At 72.6% G+C, this 16528-nt stretch carries 14 protein-coding genes; 1 reads left to right on the top strand and 13 read right to left on the bottom strand.

Annotation, left to right across the window (positions count from 1 at the left end):
- Positions 1-84: 84 nt before the first annotated feature.
- From ACWY4P_RS30475 to purN, 9 genes are all read right to left on the bottom strand, one after another.
- A complete protein-coding gene (locus ACWY4P_RS30475) occupies positions 85-609 on the bottom strand; it encodes a carboxymuconolactone decarboxylase family protein (RefSeq protein WP_456203650.1) in 525 nt (174 codons plus the stop codon).
- A 114-nt stretch (positions 610-723) separates the two neighbouring features.
- Positions 724-1545: a serine/arginine repetitive matrix protein 2 gene (locus ACWY4P_RS30470; protein ID WP_456203649.1), complete on the bottom strand. Its 822-nt coding sequence runs from the start codon at positions 1543-1545 to the stop codon at positions 724-726.
- A 72-nt stretch (positions 1546-1617) separates the two neighbouring features.
- The gene (locus ACWY4P_RS30465) at positions 1618-2031 is read right to left on the bottom strand and encodes a hypothetical protein (RefSeq protein ID WP_456203648.1); all 414 of its coding nucleotides are present in this window, start codon (positions 2029-2031) and stop codon (positions 1618-1620) included.
- A gap of 166 nt (positions 2032-2197) precedes the next feature.
- Positions 2198-3187: a malate dehydrogenase gene (locus tag ACWY4P_RS30460; protein WP_089512565.1), complete on the bottom strand. Its 990-nt coding sequence runs from the start codon at positions 3185-3187 to the stop codon at positions 2198-2200.
- A 330-nt stretch (positions 3188-3517) separates the two neighbouring features.
- A complete protein-coding gene (locus ACWY4P_RS30455) occupies positions 3518-4774 on the bottom strand; it encodes a DUF2690 domain-containing protein (protein WP_456203647.1) in 1257 nt (418 codons plus the stop codon).
- 365 nt (positions 4775-5139) lie between these two features.
- A complete protein-coding gene (locus tag ACWY4P_RS30450; RefSeq protein ID WP_456203646.1) occupies positions 5140-5613 on the bottom strand; it encodes a DUF3017 domain-containing protein in 474 nt (157 codons plus the stop codon).
- A complete protein-coding gene (locus ACWY4P_RS30445) occupies positions 5603-6499 on the bottom strand; it encodes a bifunctional methylenetetrahydrofolate dehydrogenase/methenyltetrahydrofolate cyclohydrolase (protein WP_456203645.1) in 897 nt (298 codons plus the stop codon). Before ACWY4P_RS30445 ends, ACWY4P_RS30450 begins: the two co-directional genes overlap by 11 nt.
- A 142-nt stretch (positions 6500-6641) precedes the next feature.
- Positions 6642-8204 carry a bifunctional phosphoribosylaminoimidazolecarboxamide formyltransferase/IMP cyclohydrolase gene (purH, locus tag ACWY4P_RS30440; RefSeq protein WP_456203644.1) on the bottom strand — a complete coding sequence of 521 codons (1563 nt, stop codon included), beginning with the start codon at positions 8202-8204 and terminating at the stop codon, positions 6642-6644.
- Positions 8201-8851 (bottom strand): phosphoribosylglycinamide formyltransferase, encoded by a 651-nt coding sequence (gene purN / locus ACWY4P_RS30435; protein ID WP_456203643.1) that lies wholly within the window; start codon positions 8849-8851, stop codon positions 8201-8203. The genes purH and purN overlap by 4 nt, the downstream gene beginning before the upstream one ends.
- 462 nt (positions 8852-9313) lie before the next feature.
- Between purN and ACWY4P_RS30430 the strand changes: the two genes are divergently transcribed.
- Complete coding sequence (locus ACWY4P_RS30430) at positions 9314-10273, top strand: hypothetical protein (protein WP_456203642.1); 960 nt, start codon at positions 9314-9316, stop codon at positions 10271-10273.
- 138 nt (positions 10274-10411) lie between these two features.
- Here the strand turns inward: ACWY4P_RS30430 and ACWY4P_RS30425 are convergent, their stop codons facing one another.
- The 4 genes from ACWY4P_RS30425 to ACWY4P_RS30410 all read right to left on the bottom strand — a co-directional run bounded on the left by ACWY4P_RS30425 (position 10412) and on the right by ACWY4P_RS30410 (position 16488).
- Complete coding sequence (locus ACWY4P_RS30425; protein ID WP_456203641.1) at positions 10412-12463, bottom strand: cell division protein PerM; 2052 nt, start codon at positions 12461-12463, stop codon at positions 10412-10414.
- Between the two features lie 197 nt (positions 12464-12660).
- The gene (sucD, locus tag ACWY4P_RS30420) at positions 12661-13545 is read right to left on the bottom strand and encodes a succinate--CoA ligase subunit alpha (RefSeq protein ID WP_456203640.1); all 885 of its coding nucleotides are present in this window, start codon (positions 13543-13545) and stop codon (positions 12661-12663) included.
- A gap of 20 nt (positions 13546-13565) precedes the next feature.
- On the bottom strand, positions 13566-14741 hold the full coding sequence (sucC, locus tag ACWY4P_RS30415; RefSeq protein WP_456203639.1) for an ADP-forming succinate--CoA ligase subunit beta: 1176 nt from the start codon (positions 14739-14741) through the stop codon (positions 13566-13568).
- Positions 14742-15093: 352 nt separating this feature from the next.
- Entirely contained in the window at positions 15094-16488 is a 1395-nt protein-coding gene (locus ACWY4P_RS30410) for a hypothetical protein (protein WP_456203638.1), read from the bottom strand.
- Positions 16489-16528 lie beyond the last annotated feature (40 nt).

The raw sequence follows: 16528 nt of genomic DNA, 5'->3' as shown, positions 1-16528 counted from the left end.
CTATGCGTGATTGTCGTTCGAAAGTGGTCGGGCTCACGTGGTCACAAACTGTGCGCACTCACGCACAGATGCTCATCGCAGGCCTCATTGGGCCGCGCGCTCGTCGCTGCCGGCCACCTTGGCCGTGGTGACGGCGATGCGGTTCCAGGTGTTGATGGTGGAGATCAGGGCCAGGAGCCGGGCCAGCGCGGACTCGTCGAAGTGGGCGGCCGCGTGGGCGTAGACCTCGTCGCTCACCCCGCCCTGGGAAACCAGGGTGACGGCCTCGGTGAGGTCGAGGGCCGCCCGCTCCTCGGGGGTGAAGAAGTGGGCGGCCTCCCGCCACACGGCGACCATGTGCAGGCGCTCCTCGCTCTCCCCGGCCTTGCGAGCGTCCGAGGTGTGCATGTGCAGGCAGTACGCGCAGCCGTTGAGCTGCGAGGAGCGGATCTGGACCAGCTCGACCAGCGCGGGGTCCAGGCCCTCGCGGGCGGCGGCGTCGAAGCCGATCAGGGCCTTGAACACCTTCGGCGCGGCCTTGGCGAACTCGACCCGGGGCGCGTGGTTGTTTGTGTTGCCGTGCGGGGTGCTGTGCGTGTTGCTGTGTGTGTTGTCGTTCGTCATGACCATGAATCTATGGCCGCGATAGACCGGCTGGAAGGTGCATTCTCACTGCGGATTCATGGGTCAATTCGATGGTTCGACTCAATGGGACAACTCGATGGTTCGACTCGATGGATCGCGTCAGCTCAGGCGGAAGGAGTCGACGGCGGTCTGCTGGATCTCCTGCTGTCCGGCGCGGTCGTCGGCCGGGCCAATGACCAGGACGGCGTACATCGTGCCGTCGGACGCGGTGAAGCGGTGGTCGAGGACGCGCCGGGAGCCCCCGTACTTCTCGCTGTCGTAGGTGTACTCCAGCTCCGCCGGGTCCATGGCGCCCTGCCCGGTCCGCCCCAGGGCGATCTGCTCATAGCCGCTCTGCCGCGCGGCGATCCGCTCGGCTTCCTGCGCCGACTCGTACGGCGTCCGCTCCGGGCCGTGCAGCTCGAAGATCTGCACCATGGTGGCCTGGTCGGACGAGGTGTAGAAGACGCTGGGGCCTTCCGCGGTGCGCCGCCAGCCGTCCGGGACGGCGAGGGTGAAGCCCGCCGGGTCGTCCTCCGTGCGGAATCCCGCGGGCGGGGACCCGAAGGGCGTGGCCGAGGGCGACAGGGACGGGGATTGGGCCGGGGACTCGGACGGCGGGTCGTACGGGCCCGCCGACGGGGAGGCCGACGGGGTGCCGGACTCCTGGCCGGGGGTCGGAAACGCGTCGTCGGGCGGTGTCCCGTCCGTGCTCGACGGGCCGGGCGCCGAACTCTCACCCACCCCGGGGACGGGGCCCGCCCGATACCCGCCCTTGCCGTCGCTCCCGAACGCCACCCATCCGGCGAACGCGAGCGCGCCGCACAACACCACCGCCACGGCGGCCGCCCGCAGGCCCCGCCGCGCATCCCCGACCGATGGCGGCGCGGGTGCGGCGCCGCCGTCCATCCACTCCTGCCGCTCCGCGTCCGCGTCGCTCATCCAAGCCCCCCGACGATTGAACTCTTCTGCAACTTCTGCCGCCGCTTCTGTCGCCGCGCGCGTCGCGCGATCTCAGCCGCCCAGCAGCGCGCCGAGCGTCTGCCCCAGGGCCACACCGGACGCCAGCACGCCGATGCTCGCGCTCGCGTCCTGAAGCAGCGCTCGAAGCCGGGTGAGGCGGCCGGGGGCCGCCGCCCCGGTGCGCCGGATCTCGTCCTCGGCCTCGGACAGCTCGTCCGCCAGCGCGCTGACCGCGGGGCTCTCGACAAGCCGGTCAAGATCCGTGGCAAGCTGCCGCACGGCCTCCAGCAACTGCTGGTACGCGGGGTCGCACGGGACCGTTTCCCCGCGCACGTTCACGATGTGGTTGTGGTCGCCGATGCCTACGACGCCGCCGCGGACATTGCCGATGTGGATGTCGCCGTACGCACGCCCGCCCGCCCCGGCGGGATCCTGCCCATGCTCCGCGCCCGTGTCCCTGGCCATGCTCTCCCCCCGAGGCCGGCGTCACCCCTTACCGGCAACTCCTCTCAAAATAGGGGAAGCTGAGCCACAGCCATAGAGAAATGGCAAAAGGGCCACCCTCCGGAGTGAATACCGGAAGATGACCCTTCGGATAGGGCCTCGGATCAGGCCGCTCAGATCAGGCCGATCAGATCAGGCCGAGGCCGCGCACGGCCTCGCGCTCCTCCTCGAGCTCCTTCACCGACGCGTCGATGCGGGAGCGCGAGAAGTCGTTGATCTCCAGGCCCTGGACGATCTCGAACTTGCCGTCCTTGGCGGTCACCGGGAAGGACGAGATGAGCCCCTCCGCCACGCCGTACGAGCCGTCGGAGACCACACCGGCGGAGGTCCAGTCCCCGGCCGGGGTGCCGTTGACCCAGGTGTACACGTGGTCGATGGCGGCGTTGGCGGCGGAGGCGGCCGACGAGGCACCGCGCGCCTCGATGATCGCGGCACCGCGCTTGGCGACGGTCGGGATGAACGTCTCGGCCAGCCACTGCTCGTCGTTCACGACCTCGGCGGCGTTCTTGCCCGCGACCTCGGCGTGGAAGACGTCCGGGTACTGGGTGGCGGAGTGGTTGCCCCAGATCGTGAGCTTGGCGATCTCCGCGACCGGGACGCCGGTCTTCTTCGAGAGCTGCGAGAGGGCGCGGTTGTGGTCCAGACGGGTCATCGCGGTGAAGCGCTCGGCCGGTACGTCCGGGGCGGCGGCCTGGGCGATGAGCGCGTTGGTGTTCGCCGGGTTGCCGACGACCAGGACCTTGATGTCGTCCGCGGCGTGGTCGTTGATGGCCTTGCCCTGCGGCTTGAAGATGCCGCCGTTGGCCTCCAGCAGGTCGCCGCGCTCCATGCCCTTCGTCCGCGGCCGGGCGCCGACCAGGAGCGCCACGTTCGCGCCGTTGAAGGCCACGTTCGGGTCGTCGGTGATGTCGATGCCCTGAAGCAGCGGGAAGGCGCAGTCGTCGAGCTCCATCGCGGTGCCCTCGGCGGCCTTCAGGCCCTGCGGGATCTCCAGGAGGTTCAGCTTGACCGGCACGTCCGCGCCGAGGAGCTGGCCGGAGGCGATGCGGAAGAGCAGCGCGTAGCCGATCTGGCCGGCCGCGCCGGTGACGGTGACATTGACGGGAGTGCGGGTCATGGCGGTCTCCTGCGCTGTGTTTTCTGTCGATCTCTTGGTGTCGAGATACCGGCGTCAGGCTATCCGACGAGGATGCACGGGGCCCCAGGGGCCACTGTGTAACCGCTCACCGCCGACAGACAAGGCCCGGCCGCAGACAGGCCGGGCCCGGGACGGGCATTCGGCGGCCGCCTGCCGCAAGGAGGGGGGAGTAGCAGGCGGCCGCCACGGTGCCATGCCGCACCCGTGGGGGGCTCGGCGTGCGCCTGCCCCGATTCGGCGAGCGCATTCCCCCCGACACGGATATTCCTTGGAGATCCCCTCGGACGAGGGCCCTTGTCGGGGGTCGCGCTACGGCGCGCCGGTGCGGGAGGGGGTGCCGGTGCGGGACGTGGCGCTGGTGCGGGAGGGGGTGCTGGTGTGCCCCGCGGCCGTCGCGGTGCAGCCGCGCTGTCCGGTGGTGAGGGTGGCGCAGGCCTTGGCGCGGGCGGTGGAGTCGACCGCGATCATCCGGGTGTAGGCGTCGCCGTCGGCGTTGACCTTGCCGTTCCCGGCGCGCGCCGGGCCGACGGCGCCCCGGGCGGGCGCGGTCACCTGTAACCGGTCGCCCGGGGCGGCCTTGGTGATCCGGGCCCACGCCGCCCCGCACACCTTGCTGTAGCGCACCTCGACATAGGCGCTGCCCACGGTCACGCTCGCGGTCGTCCTGGCGTACGCGCCACCGCACCCCATGGCCTCGGGGTCCTTGCCGGCGCACTCCTGGCCGGCGCACTTCACCCCGCTGGGCAGGCTGGGGCCGGTGGTCGTGGTCCACCCTGGCGTCGGGGCCTTCGCTCGCTCGTCCGCGCGGCCGCCCGGGTTGACCAGCAGGACCGCCGCCGCGCCCATGAGCAGCACCCCGACCGCCGCGGCGACGAACAGCGGGACGCGTCGGCGGCGCCCGTCCGGCGGCGGCGACCCGGCGTCGGGATCGCCCGCGCGCGGCGGGCCCGGCTGATCAGGCGGCTCGGGAAGCGAGGCCGGTGCGGCGGAGACGAGCGGAGGGTCCGCCACGGGCGCCACGGGCGGCACGGCTGTAGCCCTGCGCACCGCCGCCTCGGTACGGGGCATCTCGGCGCCAGGTGCCCGGGTACGGGGTGTCTCGACGCGGGGTGCCTCGGTACGGGGTGCCTCGACGCGGGGTGCCTCGGTACGGGGTGCCTCGACACGGGTCGACTCGGCTCCGGCCTCCTCCGCCGTGCGGCCGTTCCTCGACTGCGGCAGCGGGCTCGCCTCCCCCAGCGTGGCCCGTGCCTGCGCGACCCTGATCGCCTCCATCGTGACGTCGTGCCGTAACTCGGAGCGGCTCCACGCGCGCTCCGCCAGCTCCCACAGGGTGCTCAGATGCTCGACGTCCGTGCCCGTCGCCTCGGCCAGCGCCACCACGGCGCCCTGGGGCGGCAGCAGACGACCGTTGAGGTAGCGCTCCCAGGATGTCTTGCTGTAGCCGGTGCGGTCGGCGACCGCGACGAGGCCCAGCTCGCTGTTCTCGACAAGCCTGCGCAGTTGCCCGACGAACTCCCGAACCTGCGGATCGAGCTCCTCCGGCAGCTCCCTCCAACGAGGCATTGCCTCCCCCTGTCCCCCCGTGTATCCGTGAACTTCCCGTGCTCTGCCCCCGCTTGGGCCCTCCGAGAGTCCTGGATCCGTTACCCAGGGAGATGGCCCGCCCAAGGATGACAGTTCCCCCAGCAGGGGCGCACCGGAGCATTCCGGACCTGGGCGCGCTCCCCATGCGCCCCTACACGGCTGTTGCGCACCCGAGATGTCGTACCGGAATGGTCACTTCCGCGCCACAGGCCCTCGACGTCCATTGATCCAGCAGCCCTCTTAACAGAACCCTTATCTCAGACGGCCCGTCCTTCTTCGGGGGAGAGGACGGGCCGTCGCAGTGCGCGGGCGGTGAGCGGTCAGGTGGCGAAGACCTCATCGTCCTATCGGACGGTGAAGTGCACCACGTCCTCCAGGAACGGGACTTCCAGCCAGGGGTCGGGCTGGGCCATCAGCGACAGCAGCACGATCGCCGACCCCAGCACCCCGTACGTCAGCATGTCGGTGAAGCGGGAGCGCACCGCCAGCATCCCGACCTCCGGCAGCGCCCACCGCAGCAGCGCGCCCGTCAGCAGGGACAGCCCCACCAGGACCGTGCCCGCGCGGAACGCGTCCAGGGCCACCACCAGCAGCCCCACGCCGACGCCGGCCACCACCACCAGCAGCGGCCACTGGCGGGCGGGCGCCGGGGCGCCGCCGGACGCCGCGCGGCCGCCGCCCTCGGGGCGGGCGGTGTCCCGGGTGATCAGGGGAAAGCGGCGCGATCTGGCGGCAGGGGGCGCCGCCGCTCCGTTGGACGCCGCCGGGGGGAGCTGTCCGGCCGGTTCCGCAGCCGGCTCGCCGGCCTCAGCCGGCATGCCCGGCACCGCTGTCGCCGTCGCCGTCGGCGGCCTTGGCGGCCCGCTCCGCGGCCTCCACCACGTTGACCAGCAGCTGGGCGCGGGTCATCGGGCCGACACCGCCCGGGTTCGGGGAGATCCAGCCCGCGACCTCGTTCACGTCGGGGTGCACATCACCGGCGATCTTGCCGTGCTCGTCCCGGCTGACGCCGACGTCGAGCACCGCCGCCCCCGGCTTGACGTCCTCCGCCTTGATCAGGTGCCGCACCCCGGCCGCCGCCACGATGATGTCGGCCTGGCGCAGCAGCCCGGACAGCTCGCGGGTGCCGGTGTGGCACAGCGTGACCGTGGCGTTCTCCGAGCGCCGGGTGAGCAGCAGCCCGATCGACCGGCCGACGGTGATGCCGCGGCCGACCACCACCACGTGGGCGCCGTTGATCTCCACGCCGTGGTGGCGCAGCAGCTGGATGATGCCGTACGGGGTGCACGGCAGGGGGCCGGTCTCGTTCAGCACCAGCCGGCCGAGGTTCGTCGGGTGCAGCCCGTCGGCGTCCTTGGACGGGTCGATCAGCTCCAGCACACGGTTGGCGTCGATGCCCTTGGGGAGCGGCAGCTGGACGATGTAGCCCGTGCAGCCCGGGTCCTCGTTGAGCTCCCGTACGGCCGCCTCGATCTCCTCCTGGGTGGCGGTCTCGGGCAGGTCGCGCCGGATGGAGGAGATGCCGACCTCGGCGCAGTCGCGGTGCTTGCCCGCGACGTACCACTTGCTGCCCGGGTCCTCGCCGACCAGCACGGTCCCGAGGCCGGGGTGGATGCCCTTGGCCTTGAGCGCCTCCACTCGGCTGACGAGATCGGACTTGATCGCGGCTGCGGTTGCCTTGCCATCGAGAATCTGCGCGGTCATGGCTTCATCCTCCCGGATGCGGGGACGTCTGTTCCAATCAGGGCCGAAAGGCCGCACCCCACCTCTCGGGGGTGCGGCCCTCGGTCCCTCGTTCCGTATGCCTCGGTGCGCCTCAGTACGCCTTGGCGCGCCTCAGTGCGCCTCAGTGGAAGAAGTGGCGCGTGCCCGTGAAGTACATGGTCACGCCCGCCTTCCGGGCCGCCTCGACGGTCAGCTCGTCGCGGACCGAGCCGCCCGGCTGCACCACGGCCTTGATCCCGGCCTCCGCCAGCACCTCCAGGCCGTCGGGGAAGGGGAAGAAGGCGTCGGACGCCGCGTACGAGCCGCCCGCCCGCTCCTCGCCCGCCCGCTGCACGGCCAGCTTCGCCGAGTCGACGCGGTTGACCTGGCCCATGCCGACGCCGACCGTCGCGCCGTCCTTCGCGAGCAGGATCGCGTTGGACTTCACGGCCCGGCAGGCGCGCCAGGCGAAGGCCAGCTCGGCCAGGCCGTCGGCGTCCAGCGCCTCGCCGGTCGCCAGGGTCCAGTTGGCCGGGTCGTCGCCCTCGGCCTGGAAGCGGTCCTTGGCCTGGACGAGCGTGCCGCCCTCGATGGGGCGCTGCTCGACGACGGCCGCGGGCGCGTCGGCGCAGCGCAGCACGCGGATGTTCTTCTTGCGGGCCAGCACCTCGACGGCGCCGTCCTCGTACGCCGGGGCGACGATGACCTCGGTGAAGATCTCGGCGACCTGCTCGGCCATGGCGACCGTCACCGGGCGGTTGACTGCGATCACGCCGCCGAACGCCGACAGCGGGTCGCAGGCGTGCGCGTTGCGGTGGGCCTCGGCGACGTCCGCTCCGACCGCGATGCCGCAGGGGTTGGCGTGCTTGATGATCGCGACGCAGGGCTGGTCGTGGTCGTACGCCGCACGCCGCGCGGCCTCGGTGTCGACGTAGTTGTTGTACGACATCTCCTTGCCGTGCAGCTGCTCGGCGTGCGCGAGGCCCTTGCCGCTGCCGTCGCTGTAGAGCGCGGCGGGCTGGTGCGGGTTCTCGCCGTAGCGCAGGACCTGCTCGCGCGCGTAGGTGGCGCCGATGAAGTCCGGCCAGGGGCTCTCGTCAGCGGCGTAGCCGTCGGCGAACCAGTTGGCCACCGCCACGTCGTACGCCGCGGTGTGCTGGAACGCCTCGCTCGCCAGCCGCTTGCGCTGCTCCAGGTCGAAGCCGCCCTCCGCGGCGGCCTTCAGCACGTCCGCGTAGCGCCCGGGGTTGACGACCACGGCCACCGACGGGTGGTTCTTGGCGGCAGCGCGGACCATGGAGGGGCCGCCGATGTCGATCTGCTCGACGCACTCGTCGGGCGAGGCACCCGAGGCGACGGTCTCCCGGAACGGGTAGAGGTTGACGACGACCAGCTCGAAGGGCTCGACGCCCAGCTCCGCGAGCTGCTCGCGGTGCGAGTCGAGCCGCTGGTCGGCGAGGATGCCCGCGTGGACGCGCGGGTGCAGCGTCTTGACGCGGCCGTCGAGACACTCGGGGAAGCCGGTCAGCTCCTCCACCTTGGTGACCGGGACGCCCGCGGCGGCGATCTTCGCCGCCGTCGAGCCGGTCGAGACGAGCTGGACCCCGGCCGCGTCCAGCCCCCGGGCCAGCTCCTCGAGCCCCGACTTGTCGTAGACGCTGACCAGCGCGCGGCGGATGGGCCGCTTCGTACCTTCGGCGGTCACGGGATCCTTACCTTTCGTCCCTCAATGCGGTAGCCGTTGCGGGCCAGACGCCCCACGACCTCGACGAGCAGCGAGCGCTCGACTTCCTTGATCCGCTCGTGCAGAGCGGACTCGTCGTCCTCGTCCCGGACCTCGACCACGCCCTGGGCGATGATCGGGCCGGTGTCGACTCCGTCGTCGACGAGATGGACGGTGCAGCCGGTCACCTTCACGCCGTACGCGAGCGCGTCGCGCACGCCGTGGGCACCGGGAAAGCTGGGCAGCAGCGCGGGGTGGGTGTTGACGCACCGGCCGCCGAAGCGGGCGAGGAACTCCTGGCCCAGGATCTTCATGAACCCCGCCGAGACCACGAGGTCCGGCTCGTACACGGCCGTCGCCACGGCCAGCGCCCGGTCCCACTCGGCTCGGGTGGCGTGGTCCTTCACCCGACATACGAAGGTGGGGATGCCGGCGCGCTCGGCGCGCTCCAGGCCTGCGATGCCGGCGCGGTCGGCTCCGACGGCCACGACCTCAGCCCCGAAGCCGGAGGCGCCCTCGGCGGCGATCGCGTCGAGGAGCGCCTGCAGATTCGTCCCGGAACCGGAGACGAGGACGACGAGGCGGGCGGGGCGCTCGGGGCGGGCGGCGAGGGGAGGCGGGGAGGCCACGGCGGGGATCTTTCTCGCGGGCGATGCGGGGCGAAGCGGGGGTGGGGCGGGGTGGGGCAGGCGGTGCGGACGCCGGGCGCGGTGGCGCGGCGGGGTGGTGTGAAGGCTCGGGCGGGTGCTTCTCTGTGGTGGTGCGACTGCGTTTGTGTGGTCGTACAAGGTCGCGGAGTCCTGAATTCCGGGGAACTCTACGAAGCCGCCGACCGTCAGCAACGATACCGGCACATGAAACGGCCCCCGGGGGACGGGGGCGGGCGCGGGAGGTAGCGTCTGGACTGCGAATCCGACTGACGCCGTGGGAACCACCGTCGCGCCCGCGCAGGGGAGCCGTACGGCGCAGGCTGTACGGAAGCCTTGCGTGCATCACGACGACACAAGGGGAAGACACCTCCACATGCCGGACCGACGCCGCCGCGCGGCTCACTGCCTCACGCCGACCCCTGCCCGTACCGGGGGGCCGCGATGAGGCACGCCCGCACGCCGCGCACGACGCCGCTGCTCCGGGAGCAGCAGTCCCCGTCCTCCTCCACCTCGCCCGAGGGCTCGCCCGCCGGGCGCCAGGAGGACAACCCCTTCGCGCCGCCGCCGGAGGGACGGCCGGACCAGCCCTGGCAGCCCAGGCACCGGCCCGACGCCGCGCCGGGCGGCGGTGAGGGCGCCGGCAACAATGGCAACGACAACGGCAGCGACAACGGCAGCGGTGGCCCCGATGACGGCCGCGCCGCGCCCGGTGGGCCCGGCGCCCCGTGGCCCAGTGCCCCCGGCGGGCCCGGCGGCCCGGGCGACGGCGCACAGGGCGGCCAGGACGGCCAGGGTGGCCAGGACGGCCCGCCGCAGCAGCCTCCGGCCTGGGGCAGCCAGTGGAGCAGCCGCCAGCCCGGCCGCCAGAACGGCAACTTCGGCTCGAACCCTGGCCGACCGTCCGGGACGGGCGGCCAGGGCGGCTCGGGCAGCCCGCGCTGGGACCCGAACGACCCGGCCCAGCGGCGCGGACGCTACGCCCTGCTCGCGGGCATGTGGGCCTTCTTCTTCGCGCTGTTCAGCCTGCCGGAGATCGCGCTGCTGCTCGGGGCGCTGGCCCTCTACTGGGGCATCAGCTCCCTGCGCGCCAAGCCGCGCCGGCCGGCGCCGACGCCGCCCGCGGCCGTCCCGCTGAACGCCCCGCCGCCCACCCCCGGCGCCACCCCGGCCCATCTCCCGGCACCGGGCACCGGCCCCTCGAAGCCGCAGGCCACGGCGGCGATCAGCGGGCTGGTCACGGGCGGTCTCGCGCTGGCCATCGTCGTGGCGACCTTCACCGTCCAGGTCGTCTACAGCGACTACTACTCATGTGTGGACGACTCCCTCACCCAGACCTCCCGGAACGCCTGCGAGGACCTGCTGCCGAAGCAGCTCCGGCCGCTGCTCAGCACGGAGGACTGAGCGGGACCGAGGGGCCCGAGGAGCCCTGCGCAAACCGGGCCCCGACACGCCGGGCCTCAGCATGCCGGGCCCCGGCAAACCAGGCCTGAGCACACAGGGGCGGCTGCGACGCGGATACGTCGTAGCCGCCCGCCCCTTTCACGTTCCCCAGCACCCCGAACCCCGGCATCCGGCCACGGTCTTCGTGCTGTTCGCCGCCGTCACACATGGCGGACCGTCGGCGCACTCCCCCGCGGGACAGGCCCTGAGCGCCTCACGGCCCAGGTCGGCGGGCGGCGCCGCGGGCGGGTCGGCCTTGGGGCCCGGAGCCGTGTCGTAGCGCGGGAAGAACTGCCGCCACCAGGACACGGAGGACGCGGAGGACACGGAGGACGACGGCGCGGCGGCGCCGCCCGCCCCGCCGTCCCCGCCGTCCCCGGCGCCCTGCTCGCTCTGGCCCTCGGCCTCCGGACGCGATGCGGGCGCCGCCGAGGCGGCCCAGGCCCGGGCCTCCGCCTTACGGGCCACCCAGGCCATCAGCGCGGGCACGAACAGCCGCAGCCACCGCAGGAGGACCGCTCCGGGAATCCCGGGCAGGGCCGTCCAGGCCAGCGTCGCCACGCCCGTATGCCACCAGCTCGGGCCCAGCTCGGCGAGCCCGTGGGTGCCCAGGGCCCCGCCCGACGCTCCGGCGAGCAGCGCCATCGCGGCGGCGCAGCCGAGCGAGGCGCCCGCGGCCATCAGGGCGGTCTGCGCCCACCCCCACACCGACACGGCCGGCCGCAGCGCCCGCCCCTCGCCTCCGGCCCCGCCTCTGGCCTCGCCTCTTTCTCCGGCCCCGTCCCCGCCTCCGCCCTCTTTGCCGCCCTCGACTCCGCCCTGGACGGCCTGACCGCCCCGACCGCGCTCGCCGCCCTGGGCGCCCTGGCCGCCGTCCACCCGCCGTACCGCCGCGACCGCGACGAACCACGCCACCGACGCCCCCGCCGCGCACCCCGTCAGCCAGCTCAGCGGGACGCCCCCGCCCTCGGCGGGCAGCGCGGCCAGCAGGGGGAAGTGGGGGAGGTCGGGGTAGTCCGCCACGCCCAGCGGGCCGACGGCGGCGGCGCCGACCGTGAACCCCGGGCCGAGTCCGTACGCCGCGCCCCAGACGATCGCGTTCGGCAGCAGCGCCAGGCTGATCAGCAGCACCGCGAAACGGCCGGACCACACGTCGCTGAGCTCCAGGAACGCCACCTGCACCGCACCCGCGTGGCTCATCAGCGACACCGCCGTGAGCAGCGCGCCGCAGCCGAGCAGCACGATCACGGCGCCCCCGGCGGACCGCAGCACGGCGGCGCGGAAGACGGGGGTCCGGTACGCCGGGGGCCGGAGCCCGGCGGCCCCGGGGGCGGCGCCCCGGCGCCCGGCGGCCGAGCGGAGCCGCACGAAGGGCACAAGGCACACCAGGCGTACCAGGCGCTTGAGCCGGTGACGGGCCGAAACGAGCCGTACGGCGCGCGGCAGCCGGGCGAGCAACCGCGCACGCAACCAGTCCTTCAGCCGACCCCGCCACCGGCGGCACGCCTCGCGCGCGGAGGCGGGCAGCAGCGGTCTGGGGAACCGCCCGTCCGCGGCCCACACCCCCACCGCGACGGCCGCCGCGGCGATGAGCGGCAGATGCAGCAGAGCGCTGAGCGGCTCGACATGCAGCGGCCCCGTCGAGGCGTACACCACGACGGCCACCCCGACCAGCAGATAGCCGCCCGTCACCCATCCGAAGGCGGTGCGCGGGTGGAGCGTGCCCTCCCCGGGCACCCACAGCCCCGCGCCGCCGGCCGCCTCAGCAGCCTCCTCCGCCTCCTCCGGCACTCCCGTCTCGATCGCGTGCCGCCCGGCCCGGTAGAGCAGCCAGCACGGCAGGGCACTGAGCAACAGCGGGGTGAGCGCGACGGGCGCGGAGTCCCCCGACAGCGTCTCGGTCCGTACGAGCTCCGCGCCATGCGCGAGAAGCCACAGGTCGGCGGCGATGTGCAGGGCACCGTCCGGGCTGCTGTCGGGGGCCGAGGAGGTGATCCACAGCAGGAGTACGACGACGGCGAGCGCGCCCAGCCCGAGCCCCGCGGCGACGACGCCGCCGAGGAACGCCTCTCTCACCTCGGAGGAGGGGCGCCGAAGCGCGGCGCGGCCAGGGGAGGACAACGACGGGCTGCGATCGGTCAATTGGGTCACGCGCCCATGCTGCCAATAACCTCCGTTTCATCCGTACATCAGGCGATTAGTCGCCGTGTCGTAAAGATTGCGCTTATGTACCTTTCGCGGTAGAGGCGGCGGTGAAAGGCAACGGGGACAGCAAAAGGCGCGGGCCCGCACCACCCCGTGGGTGGTGCGGGCCCGCGCCCGTGAGCCGTACGCTCCGGCCGGCGGCGTCAGCCGGCCAGCGCGGCGCGCGCCAGGCGGGCGGTCTCGGACGGGGTCTTGCCGACCTTCACGCCCGCGGCCTCCAGGGCCTCCTTCTTCGCCTGCGCGGTGCCGGAGGACCCGGACACGATCGCACCGGCGTGGCCCATGGTCTTGCCCTCGGGCGCGGTGAAGCCCGCCACATAGCCGACGACCGGCTTGGTGACATTGGCCTTGATGAAGGCCGCGGCCCGCTCCTCCGCGTCGCCGCCGATCTCGCCGATCATCACGATCAGGTCGGTGTCGGGGTCGGCCTCGAAGGCGGCCAGGGCGTCGATGTGGGTGGTGCCGATGATCGGGTCACCACCGATGCCGACGCAGGACGAGAAGCCGATGTCCCGCAGCTCGTACATCATCTGGTAGGTCAGCGTGCCGGACTTCGACACCAGACCGATCCGGCCCGGCTTGGTGATGTCGGACGGGATGATGCCCGCGTTCGACTGACCCGGCGTGATCAGACCCGGGCAGTTCGGGCCGATGATGCGGGTCTTGTTGCCCTTCTGGCCGGCGTAGGCCCAGAAGTTGGCGGTGTCGTGGACCGCGATGCCCTCGGTGATCACGACGGCGAGCGGAATCTCGGCGTCGATCGCCTCGATGACCGCGTCCTTGGTGAACTTCTCCGGGACGAAGATGACGGTGACGTCGGCGCCGGTGGCCTCGATGGCCTCCTTGACGCCGCCGAAGACCGGTACCTCGGTGCCGTCGAAGTCGACCTTCGTACCGGCCTTGCGCGGGTTCACACCGCCGACGATGTTGGTGCCCGAGGCAAGCATCCGCCGGGTGTGCTTCTGGCCCTCGGACCCGGTCATCCCCTGGACGATGACCTTGCTTTCCTTGGTGAGGAAGATAGCCATGGTGTTGGTGACCTGTTCCCTTACTTCGCAGCCGCGAGCTCGGCGGCGCGCTCGGCCGCTCCGTCCATGGTGTCCACCTGCTGCACGAGCGGGTGGTTGGCGTCGGTCAGGATCTTGCGACCCAGCTCCGCGTTGTTGCCGTCAAGGCGCACGACGAGCGGCTTGGTGACCTCTTCGCCCTTGGACTTCAGCAGCTCCAGGGCCTGCACGATGCCGTTGGCCACGGCGTCACAGGCGGTGATGCCGCCGAAGACGTTGACGAAGACCGACTTGACGTCCGGGTCGCCGAGGATGATCTCCAGGCCGTTGGCCATCACCTCGGCGGAGGCGCCGCCGCCGATGTCGAGGAAGTTGGCGGGCTTGACGTCACCGTGGTTCTCACCGGCGTACGCGACGACGTCGAGGGTCGACATGACCAGACCCGCGCCGTTGCCGATGATGCCGACCTCGCCCTCGAGCTTGACGTAGTTGAGGCCCTTGGCCTTGGCGGCCGCCTCGAGGGGGTTGGCCGCGGCCTTGTCCTCGAGCGCCTCGTGCTCCGGCTGGCGGAAGGCGGCGTTCTCGTCCAGGGAGACCTTGCCGTCCAGGGCGATGATCTTGCCCTCGCCCGTCTTGACCAGCGGGTTGACCTCGACGAGGAGGGCGTCCTCCGCGATGAAGACCTTCCACAGGGTCTGCAGGACCTCGGCGACCTGGTCGGCGATGTCGGCCGGGAACTTCGCCGCGGCGACGATCTCGGCGGCCTTCTCCTTGGTCACGCCCTCGATGGCGTCGACCGGGATCTTGGCGAGCGCCTCGGGGTTCTCCTCCGCGACCACCTCGATCTCGACGCCGCCCTCGACGGACGCCATGGCGAGGAAGGTGCGGTTGGTCCGGTCCAGCAGGAAGGAGACGTAGTACTCCTCCTTGATGTCCGCGGTCTGGGCCAGCATCACCTTGTGGACCGTGTGGCCCTTGATGTCCATGCCCAGGATCTGGGTGGCCTTCTCGACCGCGTCATCCGCGTCGGAGGCCAGCTTGACGCCACCGGCCTTGCCACGGCCGCCGACCTTGACCTGCGCCTTGACGACCGCGCGGCCGCCCAGTCGCTCGGTCACCTCGCGCGCCGCCTCAGGCGTGTCGATGACTTCACCGGCCAGCACCGGTACACCGTGCTTGGCGAAGAGGTCCCTCGCCTGGTATTCGAACAGGTCCACGCGCGTCCGTCCCTTTTCCTGGAAATCGCGGTTCGTTGTCTGCGCGGGCGTGCCGCGGCTGGCAGCGTGAGGACGCGATCTTTGACGAGGGCGGCACACGTGCGCCGGGTACGCGGCATGTCCGTCTCGCAGGTTATCCCCGCAGGACCTGCGTCCCTAAATCGCAGATCACACTGGCGCGGTGATTACGGTCACAGATCGCGACCATACCCACCTATCTTTGTACAGCCGTGCTGCTCGGAGGGGTGTGAGGGGCCTGAGCGGGGGGAACGCCGATCGGGCGGCCCTCTCCCCAAAGAGGACCGCCCGATCGGTCAAGCAGTTGCCGTACGGCGTACGGCTGGTGGTGTCATCAGACGTTCAGCCCACCGAGGCCGCCGAGGCCGTCAACGCCGTCGATGCCACCGACAGCGGGCAGCTCGGCCGGAACGGCCGGGAGGTCAGCCGGGACGGTCGGCAGCTCCGCGGCCGGAACGGCCGGGAGGTCCGCGGGGACGGCCGGCAGGTCCGCCGGGACGGCCGGCAGGTCAGCGGGAACGGTCGGCAGGTCGGCCGGAACGGTCGGCAGGTCGGCCGGAACGGTCGGCAGGTCAGCGGGAACGGCCGGCAGGTCGGCCGGAACGGTCGGGAGGTCCGCCGGGACCGTCGGCAGGCTCGTGACCGGGAGGGTCGGCAGGTCGGCCGGGACCGAGGGGACGCCCGGCAGGATCGGCAGCGCCGGGATGTTGGCGGCGTCCGTCAGGTCGCCGGGCAGCGCCGGGACCAGGGTCCGGGCGCCCGCGACGGCGTTGCCGGCGGTGATCTGCCCGTCGGTGGTCACCGTCAGGGTGAGGCCCTGCACGAGCAGCACGCTGTCGGCGGCCACGCCCGTCGCGCTGTCCTGGGCGCCGTTGGCCAGGTTCTGGGCGTACGGGGCGACCTGCAGGTACACGTCGTCGGCCAGCACGCCGGCGTCACCGACGGCCTGCTGGGCCACGGGGGTCACCTTGGCGATCACGCCGTTCCCGGCAGGCTCGCCCGGGGCGATGGAACCGGCGGCCGCCTGGGCGTCGCCCACGACGCGCTGGGCCTTGCCGGCCAGCTCCTCCGGGCGGACACCCGCACCGGAGAGGGCGGCGAGCAGGTTGTCGGCCGAGCCGGGGGTGGCGGGCAGCTCAGGGGTGGCCGGAACGGCCGGCAGCTCGCCCGGGACCGAGGGGAGGGCGGGCACCGAGGGGGTGACGGGCACGGACGGCAGCGAGCCGAGGCCGGGGAGCTGCGGCACGACGCCGGGCACCTCGCCGGTGGGCAGGTCGACGCCGCCGGTGACCTTCTTGGCGGCCTTCTGCGCCTTCTTGACGGTCTTCTTGGCCTTCTTGACCGTCTTCGCCGGGTCGGCCTTGTCGGTGGCGCCGTTGGTGAGGCCGTCGGTCAGGCCGGTCACGTCGCCGACGCCCGGCAGGGCGCCCTTCGCGGTGCCGGTGACCTTCGAGGCCGCGCCGTCCACGGTGGCCTTGGCGCCGTCCACGGTCTTGCCGACGGTGTCGGTGACCTTGGAGGTGTCGGCCACGCCGTTGGTCACGTCCTTCACGCCGTCGGTCGGCAGCGTGTCCCCGGCCGTCTTGGTGGCGCCGTCGACGGTGCTGGTGACGCTGTCGGTGGAGGGAACCTCGGGGAGGTCGGCGGCGTTGGCGGCGGCGGTGCCGAGGGCCCAGATACCGGTGGCGGCGGCGACGACGAGGATGGAACGGCGGATGTTGTTACGCATGAGGGGGAAGTCCTTCGAATTCAGGGGGATGTTCGGACGG

The organism is Streptomyces sp. LZ34 (assembly GCF_053890475.1).
Note: the sequence above shows the minus strand (reverse complement) of the source record. Positions and strands in the feature narration are given on the sequence as shown.

Bases quoted from the DNA above. Each gene is read 5' to 3' on its own strand.
- ACWY4P_RS30475 (WP_456203650.1), bottom strand. From the start codon at position 609: ATGGTCATGACGAACGACAACACACACAGCAACACGCACAGCACCCCG.
- ACWY4P_RS30470 (WP_456203649.1), bottom strand. From the start codon at position 1,545: ATGAGCGACGCGGACGCGGAGCGGCAGGAGTGGATGGACGGCGGCGCC.
- ACWY4P_RS30465 (WP_456203648.1), bottom strand. From the start codon at position 2,031: ATGGCCAGGGACACGGGCGCGGAGCATGGGCAGGATCCCGCCGGGGCG.
- ACWY4P_RS30460 (WP_089512565.1), bottom strand. From the start codon at position 3,187: ATGACCCGCACTCCCGTCAATGTCACCGTCACCGGCGCGGCCGGCCAG.
- ACWY4P_RS30455 (WP_456203647.1), bottom strand. From the start codon at position 4,774: ATGCCTCGTTGGAGGGAGCTGCCGGAGGAGCTCGATCCGCAGGTTCGG.
- ACWY4P_RS30450 (WP_456203646.1), bottom strand. From the start codon at position 5,613: ATGCCGGCTGAGGCCGGCGAGCCGGCTGCGGAACCGGCCGGACAGCTC.
- ACWY4P_RS30445 (WP_456203645.1), bottom strand. From the start codon at position 6,499: ATGACCGCGCAGATTCTCGATGGCAAGGCAACCGCAGCCGCGATCAAG.
- ACWY4P_RS30430 (WP_456203642.1), top strand. From the start codon at position 9,314: ATGAGGCACGCCCGCACGCCGCGCACGACGCCGCTGCTCCGGGAGCAG.
- sucD (WP_456203640.1), bottom strand. From the start codon at position 13,545: ATGGCTATCTTCCTCACCAAGGAAAGCAAGGTCATCGTCCAGGGGATG.
- ACWY4P_RS30410 (WP_456203638.1), bottom strand. From the start codon at position 16,488: ATGCGTAACAACATCCGCCGTTCCATCCTCGTCGTCGCCGCCGCCACC.